Genomic DNA, 17754 nt, shown 5'->3' with positions numbered 1-17754 from the left:
TTTCGTTTCAGAGAGCCTTGTCACTGCTTTTGAAGGCTGCGTAAAGCCGTGCCCATAGGCTCGGTGTAGCTGAAGGCATTGGCCTTGTGGTGCACGTCCGATGACGTGTTGATTGATTGGCTTCTAATGGTCAGTTGTTAGGAGTTCGGCCCAAAGCTCCTTGGCCTCCACGGCTGTTGAGAGGGCCTGGTGGTTCACTTCACTGACTACGCGGCAATCAAGGCTATTGATGAGAAGCCACTTGTCACCTGGTTGAGGTGTGGGGTCGATGTGTTGTTCACGGGCGATGCCCAGCTCCAGCAGTTGCTGGCGCATCACTCCCGGTAGGCAGCCGCTGCTCAGGGGTGGTGTCAGCCACTGGCCCTGGCGCAGCACCAGCAGGTTGGCAGTGCTGCCGCAGCAGAGCTCCCCGGTGGTGCTGAGTAGTAGGCCTTCGTCGGCACCTGCAAGAATCGCTTCCTGGCGGGCCTGAATTGCCTGGCCGTAGGCAAAGGTTTTGCAATGGCTCAGACGGCTGTTGGCGTTGCGCCGTTCATGACGACTGATCCAGGTGCTTTCGGTGTTGAAGGTTGGTGTGTGAGGGCCGAGGCTGAACCAGAAGCGGTGCTCGCTGGGATCTGGCTCGTCAAGTGGTACTTGGATTCCCCGTGCTCCGGCACCATCGCGGCTCCAGTTCAGACGCAGCGCGCCATCGCTGCAGCTGCGTTGAACCGCTTCTGCAATGAGAGGTCGAAGCACTTCCAGGGTTGGCGGTGGGGCCATCCCCAGGACTGTTGCTCCATCGCACCAGCGCTGGTGGTGTGCTTGGAGAAGTTGGGGTTGTCCGTTGCGTACCAATACGGTTTCAAAGACGCCATCGCCCAGCTGCAGGCCCCGGTCGCTGAGAGGAAGGCTCAGTTCCGTGGGCTGCCCCCAGCGGTCATTGATCCAGGCGATGGTTTCGTTCATGCCAGAGCCTCCAGCAACGGCAGCAGTTTCCAGTCGAGTTCGTCAGCTTCCGCTTCAGGGTCAGAGTCAGCGACGATGCCGCAGCCGGCGTGCACCCGCAGCTGGTCGTCTTTACGAAGCACGGTACGGATGAGGATGTTGCTGTCGAAGCGGCCGTCCCAGTCGATCCGTAGCAAGGATCCGCAGTAGGGCCCTCGGCCACTGGGTTCCAGCTCGGCGATGCGTTGGCAGGCCCGCAGTTTGGGTGCACCGCTGATCGATCCTCCGGGCCAGCTCGCCTCCAGCAGATCCACCCAGCTGGTGCTTTCGCGTAATTGTCCGGTCACCACTGAGGTGAGGTGATGCACACGGGCATAGCTTTCCAGGCCAACCAGCTGGGGCACTTGCACCGAACCAGGGATGCAAACACGGCCCAGGTCGTTACGGAGCAGGTCCACGATCATCACGTTCTCGGCTCGGTCTTTGCTGCTGCACATCAGTTCAGCAGCGTTGGCGGCATCTTGCTCGGGATTGCTATCGCGGGGGCGCGTGCCTTTGATCGGCCGGGTTTCCACCTGCCCATTGCTTTGCACCTCGAGGAAGCGTTCAGGCGAGGTGGAGAGCAAGACTTCGCCGCTGGCGTCGCCGTCAGCCACCACGAGGCCCGCGAAGGGAGCCGGGCAGCGGGCGCGTAGTCTCTGGAAGAGATCCAGATTGGTGATTTCGGCAGTGATCGGACTGGAGGCGCAGGCTGTGAGGTTGGCTTGGAAGAGATCACCATTCGCGATCAGCGTGCGTATTCGCTCGACTCCGGCGGCATAGTCGTTGCGGTTCGTCTCTCGCTTCCAACGGGTATTGAGTGGGGTTTGGCTTCCTTGGGCATCGGCCTTCGCTGCTGCTGTTGTGATCGTCTCGCTTGTCGTCGACGTGGTGACGATCAGTGCGTTCCACCATTGCTGCATCGCCTTGAGGCGTTGCGGGTTGACCCCCTCCAGCCAGACCTGTTGTTGCTGTAGATCAAAGCGCAGCACTGGGTCATGGCGTGCGATCCAGAGGCTGGCCATGGCATCGCCGCGCCAGGGGTTGGCGGCTTCGCTCCAGGCGGCGGCGTCGTAGCTGAGCCAACCTGTCCAGTGCCCCGGTGAGAGTTGGCGCAGCACATCAAAGGGATTGGAAGCGCCGTTTTCACCGGGTAGTCCCCGGCAGCAGTGCTGCTCCACCGGATCGGCACCAAGGGTGATCCAGCGGCCGCGGGCGCTGCCGTCGCCATCGAGCCAGATGAAGCCCGCTTCTCCCCACTGAGCTGTCATGGCATTGGCCACCTGGTTCGGCTCCAGCCACGGCAACGTTTGACGCGTCGCCGGTGCACCAGATTGCGAGCCAGCACTGTGAGCGGCGGGATACGTCAACGTCCTGAACTGCAGAGATCGGGACGGCCTGCAGCGCGCAGGGCTTGATCGCGGATTCTGCAGCTATCGCACACGCCGCAGGGTTGCTCGCCGCCGGTGTAGCAACTCCAGGTCTGTTCAATTGGCACATTGAGGCGGAGGGCTTCCTCCACGATCCGTTGTTTGCTCCAGGTGACCAGAGGGGCCCATAGTTGAGGGCCATGGCCTTCGCGGCCCACCTTGCTGCTCAGATTGGCCAGAGTTTGAAAGGCAGCCAGGTAGTCGGGCCGGCAGTCGGGGTAACCGGAGTAGTCGACCGCATTCACGCCGAGGACGATGCGATCGGCGCCGCGTGCTTCCGCCAGGCTGAGGCCGATGCTGATGAACACCGTGTTGCGACCCGGTACATAGGTGCTTGGGATCACCCCTTCCTCCACGCCTTCGGTGGGGATGGTTTGTTGTGCGTCGGTGAGGGAGGAACCTCCCCAGCTGGCGAGGTTCACCTCAATGGTGTGGTGCTCCGCCAGGCCGAGGGTGGTCACTAAGGCTGCTGCTGCTTCCAGTTCGCGTCGATGGCGTTGGCCGTAATCAAAGGAGAGGCCGATCACCCGGTGCCCAGCTTCCAGGGCCAGGGCCGCAGCGGTGGCGGAATCAAGGCCACCGGAGAGCAGGGCAATCACGGTTGAATCGGTCATGCTGGGCATTCTGTTGCCGCATGGGTCATGGCCAAGGGTCTGTTCAACCTGTTTTCGGCTGTTGGTGGATTGAGGGCTGCTCGATCGGCAGCTGTGCTGACCATGCTTTGTCTGGGTGCAGCGGGACCGGTGCATGCGATCCCCAGACTTGATCTGAGTGGTTACCCCGCACCGGCAGCAGGGCTTCAGCGCTGGGTGATCCAACCCTCGGGTCTCTTGCCGCAGAGTTCGGATCCTTTGATTTCATCCCATCCGATCGATTGGCGGGTGCAATTGATCGTCGGTAAAGAGGTGGAGTTGGGCTGCAACAACACCTGGTTGTCTGGGCCGGCTTTGACGATGAAGCGTTTGCCCCAGGCTGTGGGTAAAGCGCTATTTGTTTTGAATGGACCTCTGGTGGTGATGAGCACCCGCAAGTTGTGTGCATCTGACGAGCCCCACAAGCGCAGTTTTCTCACTTTGGGGAAGCAGCCTTACCTAGTGCCTTACAACGCCTCTTGGCCAATCGTGGTGGACCTCCCCGAGGGCGTGAAGCTGCGCTGGAGGGTGTGGAAGGCGGAGACGAAACAGCTGTTAGGAGTGATGTTGGAATGATTGTTGGTCAGAAATTGCCAATAATGTTGTCGTTATTGAAATCTTGATTGAAGGCAAGTTCAGCGTTGCTGAAGCCTTCTGAGCCGTTGGAGTGAATGGCGTAGCTGGAGAGATTCCAGTTGGAATCGAGAGTCCATTCGGACATGGCGCCACTGACGTGGGTCCAAATGAGTTTGTTGGTGCCGTTAATGGATTCAGCAGCGCGTTGACTCCAGCCTTGGTAGGAGCCTTCTCCTTTGCGTTGCCCGCCTGCTGTGATGTCATCAAAGGAACCATCGGCGAGCTTGACCCAACCCATGCCAGCGGAGTCTTTGTGGAGATGGACGTTGCCGTTGGATTCGACGGCAGTGGTGTTGCGGCCGATGAGTTTGTCGTTATTGAAATCTTGATTGAAGGCAAGTTCAGCGTTGCTGAAGCCTTCTGAGCCGTTGGAGTGAATGGCGTAGCTGGAGAGATTCCAGTTGGAATCGAGAGTCCATTCGGACATGGCGCCACTGACGTGGGTCCAAATGAGTTTGTTGGTGCCGTTAATGGATTCAGCAGCGCGTTGACTCCAGCCTTGGTAGGAGCCTTCTCCTTTGCGTTGCCCGCCTGCTGTGATGTCATCAAAGGAACCATCGGCGAGCTTGACCCAACCCATGCCAGCGGAGTCTTTGTGGAGATGGACGTTGCCGTTGGATTCGACGGCAGTGGTGTTGCGGCCGATGAGTTTGTCGTTATTGAAATCTTGATTGAAGGCAAGTTCAGCGTTGCTGAAGCCTTCTGAGCCGTTGGAGTGAATGGCGTAGCTGGAGAGATTCCAGTTGGAATCGAGAGTCCATTCGGACATGGCGCCACTGACGTGGGTCCAAATGAGTTTGTTGGTGCCGTTAATGGATTCAGCAGCGCGTTGACTCCAGCCTTGGTAGGAGCCTTCTCCTTTGCGTTGCCCGCCTGCTGTGATGTCATCAAAGGAACCATCGGCGAGCTTGACCCAACCCATGCCAGCGGAGTCTTTGTGGAGATGGACGTTGCCGTTGGATTCGACGGCAGTGGTGTTGCGGCCGATGAGTTTGTCGTTATTGAAATCTTGATTGAAGGCAAGTTCAGCGTTGCTGAAGCCTTCTGAGCCGTTGGAGTGAATGGCGTAGCTGGAGAGATTCCAGTTGGAATCGAGAGTCCATTCGGACATGGCGCCACTGACGTGGGTCCAAATGAGTTTGTTGGTGCCGTTAATGGATTCAGCAGCGCGTTGACTCCAGCCTTGGTAGGAGCCTTCTCCTTTGCGTTGCCCGCCTGCTGTGATGTCATCAAAGGAACCATCGGCGAGCTTGACCCAACCCATGCCAGCGGAGTCTTTGTGGAGATGGACGTTGCCGTTGGATTCGACGGCAGTGGTGTTGCGGCCGATGAGTTTGTCGTTATTGAAATCTTGATTGAAGGCAAGTTCAGCGTTGCTGAAGCCTTCTGAGCCGTTGGAGTGAATGGCGTAGCTGGAGAGATTCCAGTTGGAATCGAGAGTCCATTCGGACATGGCGCCACTGACGTGGGTCCAAATGAGTTTGTTGGTGCCGTTAATGGATTCAGCAGCGCGTTGACTCCAGCCTTGGTAGGAGCCTTCTCCTTTGCGTTGCCCGCCTGCTGTGATGTCATCAAAGGAACCATCGGCGAGCTTGACCCAACCCATGCCAGCGGAGTCTTTGTGGAGATGGACGTTGCCGTTGGATTCGACGGCAGTGGTGTTGCGGCCGATGAGTTTGTCGTTATTGAAATCTTGATTGAAGGCAAGTTCAGCGTTGCTGAAGCCTTCTGAGCCGTTGGAGTGGATGGCGTAGTTGGAGAGATTCCAGTTGGAATCGAGAGTCCATTCGGACATGCGTCCGTCAGTGTTGGTCCAGATGAGAGTGTTGACGCCGTTAATGGTTTCAGCGGCGCGTTGGCTCCAGCCGAAATAGGAGTTTTCCCCTTTGCGTTGCCCGCCTGCTGTGATGTCATCAAAGGAGCCATCGGCGAGCTTGACCCAGCCCATGCCGGATGAGTCTTTGTGGAGATGGACGTTGCCGTTGGATTCGATGACTTCTAAATCGGTTTCCTTGATGTTGATATTGTCAATAGCCCACTGATCCCAGTTGCTACTTGAATGGGTTTTCTGGCGCCAGCGCAGCTGGGTGCTGTCAGTTGCAAAATTCTCGGAGAGGTTGGCGGTATGGCTGCCCCAGCTACGTGTGCTATCTGTGATGGCATAAGTCTGTAGTTCCTTCCAGCTGCTGCCATCACTGGAATACTCCAGCACTATCTCTTCGCCAGCATCGACTTGTTCTCCGCCGTTGTAATCAGTGCCGTAAACAAGATCAAAGCTGATCGTGGCACCTTGATCGAGATCAATTGCCTTCGTGGTTGCTGAACGGGTGCCTGTACCCGAGAAAAACAACGAATCTGTGCGCCCTGTGAAGTTGCTGTTGATGGAGCCAAGGCTGATTGAAGACCAGAAGCTTGCGGTCTGGCCTCCTTTGAAATCGTCGTTTAACCCACCCTTCGGAGGTTTGATTGGTGCCGGTGGTGGTGAAGGTGGTTGACCATTGGAGGCCAAGGCAAAAGGATCACTATGGCCTGCCCCGTTGGCCGTCACCATGTCTCCTGCTTTCACTCCACCCATGAGCAGCAAACCTGCTACGTGGGGTGCGGCCATTGATGTGCCGCTTAGATAGGAAAGATTCCCACCGCGGTAGTACGACAGCACGCTGACGCCCGGCGCCGCAACATCCACATCGTCCCCTCCGCTGGGGTCATCCCAGTTAGAGAAACTAGGCATTCTGTATGTGTTATCGACCGCAGAAACGGTGTACACATTGGCGTGATCACCAGCACTGGCAGGTGAATAACCATCCGCATCAGCACCGCTATTTCCTGCTGCAATCGCAAATTTGATTCCCTGATCGGCGGCATTTTTGACGGCGGCATCAAGGCCCGAACTGAAGCCTCCGCCAAGGCTCATGTTGATGACAGTCTTGGTCTTGTCGAGGCCGTTGCTGTTAATGACATTGACAGCATGATTGATCGCGCTAATGATTGTGGTGTAGCTGGCACCGCCACCGCTGCTGTTGAAGACCTTTAGCGAAATCACCTCAGCGCCCGGGGCGACGCCGACGACGCCCTTACCGTTGGCGAGTGCTGCAATCGTGCCGGCAACGTGGGTGCCATGGCCGTTGCCATCGGTGAAAGCACTCTCACCACTGATCCAGCTTTTCGACCAACTGGTATTGATCTTCAGATCGCCGGTGGTATTCAGCACACCTGAATCGATCACGAAGGCATAGGTGCCATTGCCGGCATTGCCTTTAGTGGAGATGTCTTGGCCTCTCCAGACGGCCTTTACCCCATAGGGGAGGACTTCACCCGTGCTGGCCGTGCCGTTGCCGTAAACCGGCAAAGCGGAGATGGAGCTTGTTTGTTCTTGTCTTGCTTGCTCTTCGCTCTGGTCAACTCGGTTCTCGACCCAAAAACGCTCCAGACTCAGTTCTAGTGGCCTGTTGGTGTCAAACGCTTCTGTCGAGGGCTTTTGGACTGTAGGAAACGAATTCTGGAAGCCTCTGGGCTCAGCTGGACTCACCTCCACGGGAGGCATCAGCGGCATCGGACGGTCTGCTTCGACACTGCCGATTCCAGGGCTTTGGCGAAGTGTTTCGGCCTGGAACGGCGTCAGCTGAATGCTGAAGCCATTGATGGCATCAAAGTGCTGCGTTGGCCTGGCTTCGATCCCTGCTGAATTCAGTGTGGCTGCAGAGCGTTCACTCAGACTGCTGCTGTCAGCTTGATCAAAGAAAACGAAGTGCTCATGCGTAGCACCACCCTTGCTCGTTTGGCTGATCAGGTCTCCAGGAGGCTTCAGTTGCGACTGATCAAGGACATGCTGACTTTTCTGCCGATGCCAGAGCTGGCTGAGGAGATCAAACAGGTTGTCCATGGAAGCTGCCTGGGTGGTTGTCCGGTCAGCGCTTTCTCAGCACTACCAAGTTTAGCCGTTGTTTTGGTGAGGATTCCTATGGATGCTGAAGGAATCTTGTGTATTCCTTCCCATATGCACTTTTATGATTTGAAGTGACATTTTGACTCGTTTAAATTTGGCTGAATGTGACGTGAGCTCATTCACGATTCATTGTTGATTCATGTCTAACTCATAGTTTTCACCACACAGCCGGCTCAATCCTGAGTGGGTTGCGTGCATTGCCTGAGAATTGCCTGATAGCGCTCTGGAGTGGCTTGCGCTCAGATGCTTGGCTTATCTTTCGGCCTCAGCATGCTTCTCAGCGCACTTGCAGCCACTTGTGGCTCTGAAGGCTGAGGCGCCAGTGCGCATGGCTCTGGGCATAGTGAATCGCCAATTGCTGTCCTTCCGGGCTTTGCCAGCCCGGTTGCACCAACCAGCTGGCCTGGGGTGCCTGGGCGGCGGCCACATCGGCAAAGAGCAGATCGTTGGCTTCATGCACCACCACCTTGAGCTCATGGCAAGCCGCGAGCAGTTCGGCACGAGGCGGTTGATGCCGTTTGGGCGAGAGGGTGATCCAGTCGGGTGAGCCACTGATCGGATCCACGCCGCTTGTTTCGATGTGCACAGGCAGGCTGCAGGCGGCTCTTATCGATTGGGTGAGGGCATCGAGGTTGTGGTGCAGGGGCTCACCTCCGGTGATCACCACGAAGGCAGCACCGGCTTGTGCAGCCGCGGCAGCTTCCGCAGCCAGTGTTGTCACGCTCTGCTCGGGGTGTGACTCCATCGGCCAGGAGTGTTTGGTATCGCACCAGCTGCAGCCCACAGTGCAGCCGGCGAGGCGAATAAAGAAGGCGCTTCTGCCGGCATGCATCCCTTCCCCTTGGAGCGAGTGGAAAGTTTCCACCACCGGCAGGTGGTGGCTCATGGGCCGACGTTGAGTTGAGCTTGGCTTTTCTGCTGCTGACGAATTGCTTCGCTAGGGCTGCTGGGCAACCGTTGTTGTGCCGCTTCGATCAGGCCGCGGAAGAGGGGATGGGGCCGGCCTGGCCTGGACAGGAATTCCGGGTGGTACTGGCAGGCTGTGAAGAAGGGATGGCCTGGTAGTTCGATCAGCTCAACCAGTCGTCCGTCCGGTGAGGTGCCGCTGATGCGGTAGCCCGATTCGATGAAGAGGTTGCGGTAGGCGTTGTTGAACTCGTAGCGATGGCGGTGGCGTTCATACACCACTTCATCGGCATAGAGGCGTTCCGCCATTGACCCCTCGGCGATCCGGCAGGGGTAGACCCCCAGGCGCATGGTGCCACCGAGGTCCACCACGTCTTGCTGTTCGGGTAGGAGGTGGATCACGGGATGGGGACTCTCGGCATCGAGCTCGGCACTGGAGGCACCAGAGAGGCCGGCCTGATTGCGAGCCCACTCGATCACAGCTGTCTGCATTCCCAAGCAAAGGCCCAGGAAGGGCACCCTCTGCTCGCGGGCCCAGCGGATCGCGGCCACCTTGCCATCGACGCCGCGGTTGCCAAAGCCTCCTGGTACCACTACTGCATCCATGCCCTTGAGCAGAGTGTCGGCACCATCGGTTTCGATTTGCTCGGCGCAGACCCAGTGCAAATCAAGAGAGGCATCCTGCGCCAAGCAGGCATGACGCAGCGCCTCCACCACCGACAGGTAGGCGTCGTTGAGCTGCACGTATTTGCCCACCAGGGCGACCTTCACAGTGGGACCGGGGTTGCGCAGTTTGTGCACGAGCTGGGCCCAGCCGGTCATGTCGCTCTCATGATCCTGGAGCTGCAGCACATCCAGCACTTCACGGCAGAGTCCTTCCTCTTCGAGGGTGAGGGGCACGGCATAGATGCTGTCGGCATCTAGAGAGGGAATCACCGCCCGTTGCGTGACACCACAGAAGCCGCCGATTTTGCGCTTGAGATCGTCGTTGATGTCTCGGTCGCTGCGGCACACCAGCACGTCTGGTTGGATGCCGATCGAACGCAGCTCTTTCACCGAGTGCTGGGTCGGCTTGGTTTTGAGTTCTCCGGAGGTGCCGATGTACGGCAGCAGGGTGACGTGGATGTAGGCCAGGTCATGGCGGCCCACATCGCCGCGGAATTCACGGATGGCCTCCAGGAAGGGCAGCGACTCGATGTCGCCCACGGTGCCACCGATCTCGGTGATCACGACGTCGGCGTTGCTGTTGGCGGCCACCCGGTGGATGCGATCCCGGATTTCGCCAGTGATATGCGGGATCACCTGCACCGTGCCGCCGTTGTAGTCACCGCGGCGCTCTTTGTTAATCACCGACTGATAGATCGATCCTGTGGTCACGCTGTTGAGGCGTGACATGGCCGTGTCGGTGAAGCGTTCGTAATGGCCTAGGTCGAGGTCGGTTTCGGCCCCGTCTTCGGTGACGAACACCTCACCGTGTTGGAAGGGGCTCATCGTGCCCGGATCCACATTCAGATAGGGATCGAGCTTCAGGATCGAGACGCTGTACCCCCGGGCTTTGAGCAGCCGACCGAGGCTGGCGGCCACAATCCCCTTCCCGATGCTGGAAACCACTCCACCGGTGACGAAGACGAATTTGGCCATAGCTCCCTGGGCGTTTCTTCAATGTACCGAGTGCTCTCCAATGATCGAGGGCCCCAGCGCTCTTTTGAGACTTCAGCTGGTTTGATCCGACGTGATTGCGTCCGTGACTGCGTCGTTCGGATCAGCTCTCCAGCAGGCTACGCAGCATCCAGGCGGTTTTTTCATGGATTTGCAGCCGTTGGGTGAGCAGATCAGCAGTGGGTTCGTCGCCGGCCGCATCGACCAGGGGAAACAGGCTCCGTGCCGTTCTTGCGACCGCTTCATGGCCGCTCATTAATTCCTGCACCATTGCTAGGGCTGCAGGCTGCTGCTGGGCTTCCTCAATCGAGGCCAGTGTGGCCAATGTGCTGCCGCCGTGGGGTGCCACCACACCGAGGGCACGGATCCGTTCGGCGATCACATCCAGGGCGTTCCAGAGCTCGGTGTATTGCTCCATGAACATCAGATGGAGCGTGTTGAACATCGGCCCGGTCACGTTCCAGTGGAAACCATGGGTTTTGCCGTAGAGCACGTAGGTGTCAGCCAGCAGGCGCGCCAGCCCTGCGGCAATCTCTTCGCGCTGGGCTGTGGGAATACCGATGTCGATCCCAGGGGGGGTGGTCATTGCTGCAGCTCAGGATTCCAGGCCAAGGATGTATTCACGCACCTTGATGCGGCGCTGAGGCTGGCGCAGCTTGAGCAGCGCTCGAGTTTCGATCTGCCGCACCCGTTCGCGCGACAGGGCCATGCCTTCGCCGATCTCCGCCAGGGTGCGAGGAGTGTCGTCTTCCAGCCCGAAGCGGCGCCGGATCACCTCCGCCTCCCGGGCGGTCAGTTCTTCCAACAGCTCCTCAAGGTCGTTGTGCAGGGAGTCTCGGGTGAGTTGCTGCTCTGGGGTGGCATGGCCGTCTTCCAGCAGATCCCCGAGCTGGGTGTCCTGGTCCTTGCCCACTCGGGTCTCGAGCGACACCGAACGCGGTACCCGCATCAGGGTGAGGCGCACGGTTTCTTCACTCAGCCCCAGTTCGCGTGCCAGGTCGCTCATCGAGGCGATCCGTCCCTCATTGGCGGCGATCTCCTGCTGCACTTTTTTGATGCGGTTCAGCTTCTCGGTGACGTGCACCGGCAGTCGGATCGTTCGGCTCTGGGTGGCGATGGCTCGTGTGATGCCCTGGCGAATCCACCAGTAGGCGTAGGTGCTGAAGCGGAAGCCGCGGGTGGGGTCGAATTTTTCCACCGCTCGTTCCAGCCCCAGGGTGCCTTCCTGCACCAGGTCAAGCAGTTCCAGGCCTCGCTGCTGATATTTCTTGGCCACCGTCACCACCAGGCGCAGGTTGGCCTGGATCATCCGATCGCGAGCCCTGCGTCCTTCACGCAGGCGTTTCTGCAGTTCCCGGCTTTCGAGTTCGCTGTGGTCTGACCAGATGCCATAGCCCTCACGCAGCACCGTGGTCAGTTCTTCCGGCGTGAGGCCTGCGGCTTTGGCCCATTCCTGTTTGGTTGGCCAGTGACAGATGTGATTGGCTTCCCGTTGTTGCAGTTGTTCCAGCTCAAGCAGCCGTTGTACCGGGGGGTACTCACTAGCGAGAGCTCGTTCTTCCTTCAGCAGGGTTTCTCGGTGCCGCACCTGACGAGCCAGGAGCACCTCTTCCTCATTGGTAAGCAGGTCAACCCTTCCGATGTCCTGCAGATACAGGCGCAGGAGGTCGTTGCCGCTGCCAGTGCGGACGCGGGAGGGACCCGTCGATCGCGAACCGGTGGCCAAAGGGCACCCCATGAACTGCCCTCAGGGTTCAGCGATCCGGCTGCAGCAGTTCGGAATGAACGGAATCTATTCCGGTTCGCTGACCGTCCTCTCAGGCGTCATCGTCCGCGTTGGGATCTACCCAGGTGCTGGCCACATGCAGGTCTTCCAGCTGTTGGTCCGCCACTTTGGCGGGAGCGGCAGTCATGAGGCAGCGTGCCTGCTGGGTTTTGGGGAAGGCGATCGTGTCGCGGATCGATTCCTCCCCGGCCAGAAGCATCACCATGCGGTCGAGCCCGAAGGCCAGGCCGCCATGCGGCGGGGCTCCCATGTCGAGCGCTTCGATCAGGAAGCCGAACTGCTCCTCGGCTTCCGCCAGGGGCAGGCCCACGGTCTGCAGCACCTGGCGTTGCAGGGAGGAGTCGTGAATCCGCAGGGAGCCGCCCCCCAGCTCGAGGCCGTTGAGCACCAGGTCGTACGCCTGGGCCCGGGCGTTTGGCAGGGTGTCGGCCCACATCGCCTCATCGCTGCCCAGATCGGTGGTGTTGGGGGCGCAGAAGGGATGGTGCAGTGCTTCGTAGCGGTTCTCGTCGCTGTTGAATTCGAACATCGGGAAATCGACCACCCAGAGGAAATTCCACTGGTCGTTCTCTTGGTCGGCCTTGACCATCCCCAGTTCTCTGGCGAGGTATTGACGCACCCGGTCGAGGGCTTTGTTCACGGTGGCGGTGTCGCCAGCACCGAAGAGCAGCAGGGTGCCAGGTTCGGCGCCGGTGCGGCTGAGGAGCTCCTTGGTCTGTTCCTCGCTGAGGTTGTCTTTGATGGCGCCGATGGTGTCGATCTCGCCACTGTCTCGGACACGGATGAAGGCCAGGCCACCGGCACCCGCCTGCTGGGCCTCGCTGAACACATCACCTCCGGGTTTGATGCGCACGTTTGAAACGGCGTCATTGCCTTCGGGCACGGCGATGCATTTCACCGATCCACCGGCCTTGACGGCACCGCTGAACACTTTGAAGCCCATGTCCTTGACGATGTCGCTCACGTTGGTGAGCTCCATGCCGTAGCGGGTGTCGGGACGGTCGGTGCCGTAGCGCTCCATGGCGTCGTGCCAGGTCATGCGGGGGAAGGGGCGTGGCAAATCGATCCCCTTCGCGGTCTTCCAGATGGTGCAGATCAGCCGCTCGTTGAGGTCCAGGATCTGCTCTTGATCCATGAAGCTCATTTCCATATCCAGCTGGGTGAATTCCGGCTGGCGGTCAGCGCGCAGGTCTTCATCGCGGAAGCAGCGCGCCACTTGGTAGTACTTCTCGAGGCCTCCCACCATCAGCAGCTGTTTGAACAGCTGAGGAGACTGGGGCAATGCGAACCATTCACCACCGCAGACGCGGCTGGGGAGGATGTAGTCGCGGGCGCCTTCAGGGGTGGACCGGGTGAGCACGGGAGTCTCGACCTCAATGAAGCCCTCGTCCTCCAGGAAGCGGCGCGCGGTCTGGATCGTTTGGGCGCGCAGGCGCAGGTTGTCGTTCATGCGCTTGCGGCGCAGATCCAGATAGCGGTGACGCAGCCTCAGTTCCTCGCGCGTGTTCTCTTCGTCGTGGATCGAGACGGGGAATGGCAGATTGCCCTTGACGCCGTTGAGCACGGTGATGGTGCTGGCCAGTACTTCCACCGCTCCAGTGGCGAGTCGTTCGTTTAGAGATTCGTCCGGTCGGGCCCGCACCTTGCCTTTCACCTGCAGCACGGTCTCGCTGCGTAGGTGCTCCGCCACGGCAAAGGCCTCAGCACCCAAGTCGGGGTCCACGGTGATCTGAACAGTGCCGCTGCGGTCGCGCAGGTCGATGAAGATCACTCCACCGTGGTCACGTCGCCGATCCACCCAGCCGCAGAGCTGCACCTGCTCATCGATTTGCTGCTTGCGCAGGTCGCCGCATCCGTTGCTGCGCATGGAAGCTGTCGGGAGGGAATGAGAAGCGAGTTTCCCACAGGACCTGCCTGGCGATTCCTTTCAGGCCGGGCGTCGATAAAACGGCCGTTTGACCACCGTGGCGGGATGGCGTTTGCCGCGGATCTCCACTGCGAGCTTTGTGCCCGGTTTGGCGAAAGCCCGTGGCACGTAGCCGAGGCCGATTCCGGCCTCCAGGGTGGGCGACCAGCCGCCGCTACTCACTTGGCCCACTCGTTCCTCGCCATCGAAAATCGGGTAGTCGTGGCGGGGAATGGCCCGGCCCTCCAGGCGCAGGCCCACCAGCCGGCGGGTGCTGCCTTGCTCCACCTCTTGCTCGAGGGCCTCACGGCCGATGAAGTCCACCGGATTTTCTAGGTGCACCAGCCATCCCAGCCCCGCCTCCAGGGGGCTGGTGGTGGTGTCCATGTCTTGACCGTAAAGATGCATGGCTGCTTCCAGCCGCAGGCTGTCTCGGGCGCCGAGGCCGCAGGGTGTAACGCCTTCCTGCAACAGTCGGCTCCAGAGTTGACGCCCTGCCTCACGAGGCAGCAGCAGTTCAAAGCCGTCTTCGCCGGTGTAGCCGGTGCGGGCCACCAGCACATCGGTCTGCAGATCTGGCAGGGTCAGCATCCGCTGTCCGAATCGGGGCAATTCCGTAAGGCTGGAGCCGCTCAGTTGTTCGAGCACGGACTGGGCACTTGGGCCTTGCAGGGCCAACAGCACGCCATCGCCTTTGGCATCCGTGATGGTGATGCCACTTCCGCTCAGCTGCTGCTCCAGCCAGGCCTGGTCGTTCTCGGCGCAGGCAGCATTGATCACGGCCAGCAGGGTGCTGTCGCCCATGTCATAGATGATCAGATCATCGAGGATGCCGCCGGTCTGATTGAGCAGAACCGTGTAGCAAGCCTGGCCGGGACCGATGCGATGCAGATCGGTGGGCACCAGTTTTTGCAGAGCATCCTTGGGGTTGGCACCTTCCAGCCGCACCACGCCCATATGCGAGATGTCGAACATCCCCACGTTGTGGCGCACGGCCGCGTGTTCGCTGATCAGCCCAGAGAACTGCACGGCCATGTCCCATCCCGCGAAGGGCACCATGCGACCTCCCGCTTCGCGGCAGAGGTCATGAAGAGGGGTGCGCTGAAGGTCGGTCACGGGGCGCTGCAGAGATGGGCCGAATCCTATGGACTCTGGTTGGATGGGTAGCGAGAGGGAAATGGAAGCAAAGCCGCAGATTCGAGCTGAAGCGTGGTTCGCTTTTGCAAGCGTCCTTACTGTGAGCGTCCCTCTCCCCTTGCGGTGTTGTCCGAGGCCTGCTGTCACAGCTGCCATCACTGCACGGCGTCAACCAGTGGCGCCAGTGGGCCCGTGGTGGGATGGTGCCGGTTGAGACGGCTGCCGGTGCATGCCGAACTAGCGCGTGTGGCCTGGTGTCATCACTGGACGGCTCGCCCACCGTCGCTGCCGCAGTTGCAAGAGCATGAGCAGGTGTTGCCTCCTACAGGCTTGCAGTTGGAGCTTGAGGAGCGCTCCATGCCGCTCGCTTGAGCCCACCAGCCGCCAGGTTGTTGTGGATTAAAAACTCCTCATGCGTTGCGGACGTGTTGTGTCCGACACGTGTTTTTTTTGTTTCGTTGCGTAAGAATTATTCCGTCGAACGAAAGTCTCCGTCGTTTTTGCTCTCTACCAGTCCACTGCCAACGCCGGTTGAGTTGTTCGCTGATCAGCAGGAAGGCGATCAGCTCACCTACCCCACCGGAGCTCGGGTGTTTTGTGCGGGCGAACCCTCAGATTCGATCTATGCAGTGCAGCGCGGCATGGTGGAGCTCAGTGCTGCCGGTGAACCCGGCAAGATGCGCTATGGGCCCGGTGAGATTTTCAGCTACGAGGATCTTTCCGGTACGCGTCTGACCCATCGCTGCGATGCATTGGCACTGACGCCTGTGGCCGTCGTGCGCTTGCCCAGGGCTCGGTTTATCGAGCTGATTCTGCGGCACCCCACCATCGTGTTGGCCTTGCTGGAGCGTCAGCACAGCCGGTTGCGGGAGCAGCGCCTCCAGGCTCGTCATTACTACTGATCACTGAATTGATCAGTTGTTGAGCAGCATCAGCAGGCTGCGGGTGACCTTGCTCGCCAGCACGCTACTGATGCCTGAGGGGTCCAGCTGGGGAGCCAACTCCACCACATCCGCGCCCGCCAGCTGATGCTCTCGGAGCACGTCAATCAGCGCGGCGAAGTGGTGCCAATAGAAGCCACCCGGTTCGGGGGTACCAGTGCCGGGCATGATCGCGGGATCAAACCAGTCGAGATCCACCGTGAGATAGAGCGGCTTGCCGCGATGGGGTTCCAGGGCTGAACGCATCGTGGCCGCCAGCTGGCTGCCGGACTGGTCGGGTTGGTGATTGATGCGGCGTTGGCTCTGTTCCAGCTCTTGGAATTCTTCGCGGGTGCCGCTGCGGATGGCGAGTTGCAGCAGCTGGCCACTGGGGAGCACGTCCAGACAGCGTCGCATCGCACAGGCATGGCTGTGGCGTGCCCCCAGCCAGCTGTCGCGCAGATCGGCATGGGCATCGAGTTGCAGCAGCACGAGCTCCGGATGGCGTTGGGCGACGGCGGCCACGGCGCCGCTGCTGATGGAGTGTTCGCCACCCAGCATCAGTGGCTTGAGGCCTAGATCGAGCACTGTGCTTGTTGCTGCTTGCACAGCCTTGACCACAGGTTCCGGGGCGCCGAAGGGAATGTCGACGGCGCCGAGGTCGACATAGGCCAGATCCTCCAGGTCTGTCTGCAGTTGCGGGCAGTAGGTCTCGAGGCCGTTGCTCACCTCCCTTACGGCCGCCGGCCCGAAGCGGGTGCCGGGTCTGAATGAGGTTGTGCCGTCGTACGGCACACCGAACAGGCCGATGCGGCAGCCCTGCGGATCGCGGCGCGCACCCATATAGATGGCGCCATCGCGGTCAAACAGCTGGTCGAGATCCGTCGATTGGAGCTTGCCGCTCATGAGTCGAGCTCCCTTTCCACGAAGGCGGGCACGGCGTCGAAACCGCCGTTCTGCCAGCGTGGACTCCAGATTTCACAACCACCGGCCACGGCAGCGGCCCGTTCCGGCAGTGGGTGGCGATAGCGCGGGCCATCGGTGGCTGCAAAGGTCCAGCTCCACCATCCGCTGGGATACATGGGCACCCAGCCATAGAGCGGATCGGCGTGGCCGAACAGGTCTCGAATCAGTTTCACCGTGTCGATGTGCACGCGGCGGAAGGCCTCTGGCGATTCGCTCTGAGTGGCGAACACACCACCCGTCTTGAGAATCCGTTTGCAGTGGCTGAAGAAGGCCCGGTTGAACAGGCCCTCAGCTGGTCCCACGGGGTCGGAGCCATCTACCAGCACCACGTCATAGGACGCGTCATCTGCCTCAGCGGCCCAGGCGATGCCGTCGCCCACATGCAGATGGAAGCGAGGATCCGTCCAGCAGCCTCCGCCGATGCTTGGCAGGTGTTGTTGGCTCAGTTCCACCACCCGGCCATCGATTTCCACCATGTCGAGGTGCTTCACGTTGGGATGACGCAGGCATTCCCGAGCGGTGCCGCCATCACCACCGCCGATCACCAGCACCCGTTCGATTGAGGCAGCCGAGCACAAGGCCGGATGCACCAGTGATTCGTGGTAGTGACGTTCCTGACGTTCGGCTGTCATCCAGCAGCCGTCTAGGAGTAGCCCCTTGCCGTAGCGCTCGCTTTCGATCAGCGTGATCCGCTGGAAAGGGCTGGTCTCCTCTATCAGTTGCTTCGCTTTGAGGCCGTAGCGCACCCCATCGTGGTGTTCATCGATCCAGCCCCCTCCGGACTGGGATGCAGTGGTCATGACTGGTTGAGCCTTGCGATTGCTGTCTTCAGCTAAGGGCAGCGTCGGGTCCTGCCGCCACAAT

The 17754-nt window shown here is 60.0% G+C and carries 15 protein-coding genes; 3 read left to right on the top strand and 12 right to left on the bottom strand.

What is annotated here, in order from left to right; translation table 11 throughout:
• Nucleotides 1-123: 123 nt before the first annotated feature.
• The 3 genes from SIB72_RS03815 to queC form a co-directional block, all read right to left on the bottom strand.
• A complete protein-coding gene (locus tag SIB72_RS03815) occupies nucleotides 124-948 on the bottom strand; it encodes an aminotransferase class IV (protein ID WP_413744651.1) in 825 nt (274 codons plus the stop codon).
• On the bottom strand, nucleotides 945-2237 hold the full coding sequence (locus SIB72_RS03810; RefSeq protein WP_413745034.1) for an anthranilate synthase component I family protein: 1293 nt from the start codon (nucleotides 2235-2237) through the stop codon (nucleotides 945-947). The genes SIB72_RS03815 and SIB72_RS03810 overlap by 4 nt, the downstream gene beginning before the upstream one ends.
• 95 nt (nucleotides 2238-2332) lie before the next feature.
• Entirely contained in the window at nucleotides 2333-3010 is a 678-nt protein-coding gene (gene queC / locus SIB72_RS03805; RefSeq protein ID WP_413744650.1) for a 7-cyano-7-deazaguanine synthase QueC, read from the bottom strand.
• Between the two features lie 27 nt (nucleotides 3011-3037).
• On the opposite strand from queC, the gene SIB72_RS03800 reads away from it, so the two are divergent.
• Nucleotides 3038-3604, top strand: a complete 567-nt coding sequence (locus SIB72_RS03800; protein WP_413744649.1) for an ecotin family protein — start codon at nucleotides 3038-3040, stop codon at nucleotides 3602-3604.
• A gap of 7 nt (nucleotides 3605-3611) precedes the next feature.
• Here the strand turns inward: SIB72_RS03800 and SIB72_RS03795 are convergent, their stop codons facing one another.
• The 7 genes from SIB72_RS03795 to gcvT all read right to left on the bottom strand — a co-directional run bounded on the left by SIB72_RS03795 (nucleotide 3612) and on the right by gcvT (nucleotide 14983).
• Complete coding sequence (locus SIB72_RS03795; RefSeq protein ID WP_413744648.1) at nucleotides 3612-7547, bottom strand: S8 family serine peptidase; 3936 nt, start codon at nucleotides 7545-7547, stop codon at nucleotides 3612-3614.
• 340 nt (nucleotides 7548-7887) lie between these two features.
• Nucleotides 7888-8496 (bottom strand): 7-carboxy-7-deazaguanine synthase QueE, encoded by a 609-nt coding sequence (locus SIB72_RS03790; RefSeq protein ID WP_413744647.1) that lies wholly within the window; start codon nucleotides 8494-8496, stop codon nucleotides 7888-7890.
• On the bottom strand, nucleotides 8493-10157 hold the full coding sequence (locus SIB72_RS03785; protein ID WP_115119160.1) for a CTP synthase: 1665 nt from the start codon (nucleotides 10155-10157) through the stop codon (nucleotides 8493-8495). The genes SIB72_RS03790 and SIB72_RS03785 overlap by 4 nt, the downstream gene beginning before the upstream one ends.
• Before the next feature lie 121 nt (nucleotides 10158-10278).
• Entirely contained in the window at nucleotides 10279-10761 is a 483-nt protein-coding gene (locus SIB72_RS03780; RefSeq protein WP_413744646.1) for a Dps family protein, read from the bottom strand.
• A gap of 9 nt (nucleotides 10762-10770) precedes the next feature.
• Nucleotides 10771-11913, bottom strand: a complete 1143-nt coding sequence (locus SIB72_RS03775; protein ID WP_371410853.1) for an RNA polymerase sigma factor, RpoD/SigA family — start codon at nucleotides 11911-11913, stop codon at nucleotides 10771-10773.
• Nucleotides 11914-11992: 79 nt separating this feature from the next.
• Nucleotides 11993-13828: an aspartate--tRNA ligase gene (aspS, locus tag SIB72_RS03770; RefSeq protein ID WP_413744645.1), complete on the bottom strand. Its 1836-nt coding sequence runs from the start codon at nucleotides 13826-13828 to the stop codon at nucleotides 11993-11995.
• Between the two features lie 60 nt (nucleotides 13829-13888).
• Complete coding sequence (gcvT, locus tag SIB72_RS03765) at nucleotides 13889-14983, bottom strand: glycine cleavage system aminomethyltransferase GcvT (protein ID WP_413744644.1); 1095 nt, start codon at nucleotides 14981-14983, stop codon at nucleotides 13889-13891.
• A 93-nt stretch (nucleotides 14984-15076) separates the two neighbouring features.
• Here gcvT and SIB72_RS03760 point away from each other — a divergent pair, with 93 nt between their 5' ends.
• Both SIB72_RS03760 and SIB72_RS03755 read left to right on the top strand, forming a co-directional pair.
• The gene (locus SIB72_RS03760) at nucleotides 15077-15376 is read left to right on the top strand and encodes a hypothetical protein (RefSeq protein ID WP_244281495.1); all 300 of its coding nucleotides are present in this window, start codon (nucleotides 15077-15079) and stop codon (nucleotides 15374-15376) included.
• Between the two features lie 164 nt (nucleotides 15377-15540).
• The gene (locus tag SIB72_RS03755; protein ID WP_413744643.1) at nucleotides 15541-15906 is read left to right on the top strand and encodes a Crp/Fnr family transcriptional regulator; all 366 of its coding nucleotides are present in this window, start codon (nucleotides 15541-15543) and stop codon (nucleotides 15904-15906) included.
• A gap of 12 nt (nucleotides 15907-15918) precedes the next feature.
• On the opposite strand, the gene speB is transcribed toward SIB72_RS03755, so the two are convergent.
• On the bottom strand, nucleotides 15919-16830 hold the full coding sequence (speB, locus tag SIB72_RS03750) for an agmatinase (protein WP_413744642.1): 912 nt from the start codon (nucleotides 16828-16830) through the stop codon (nucleotides 15919-15921).
• Nucleotides 16827-17690 carry a polyamine aminopropyltransferase gene (speE, locus tag SIB72_RS03745; protein WP_413744641.1) on the bottom strand — a complete coding sequence of 288 codons (864 nt, stop codon included), beginning with the start codon at nucleotides 17688-17690 and terminating at the stop codon, nucleotides 16827-16829. Before speE ends, speB begins: the two co-directional genes overlap by 4 nt.
• Nucleotides 17691-17754 lie beyond the last annotated feature (64 nt).

The organism is Synechococcus sp. MIT S9451 (assembly GCF_047304725.1).
GTDB lineage: Bacteria > Cyanobacteriota > Cyanobacteriia > PCC-6307 > Cyanobiaceae > Synechococcus_C.
This window is presented reverse-complemented; position numbering and strand designations above follow the sequence as displayed.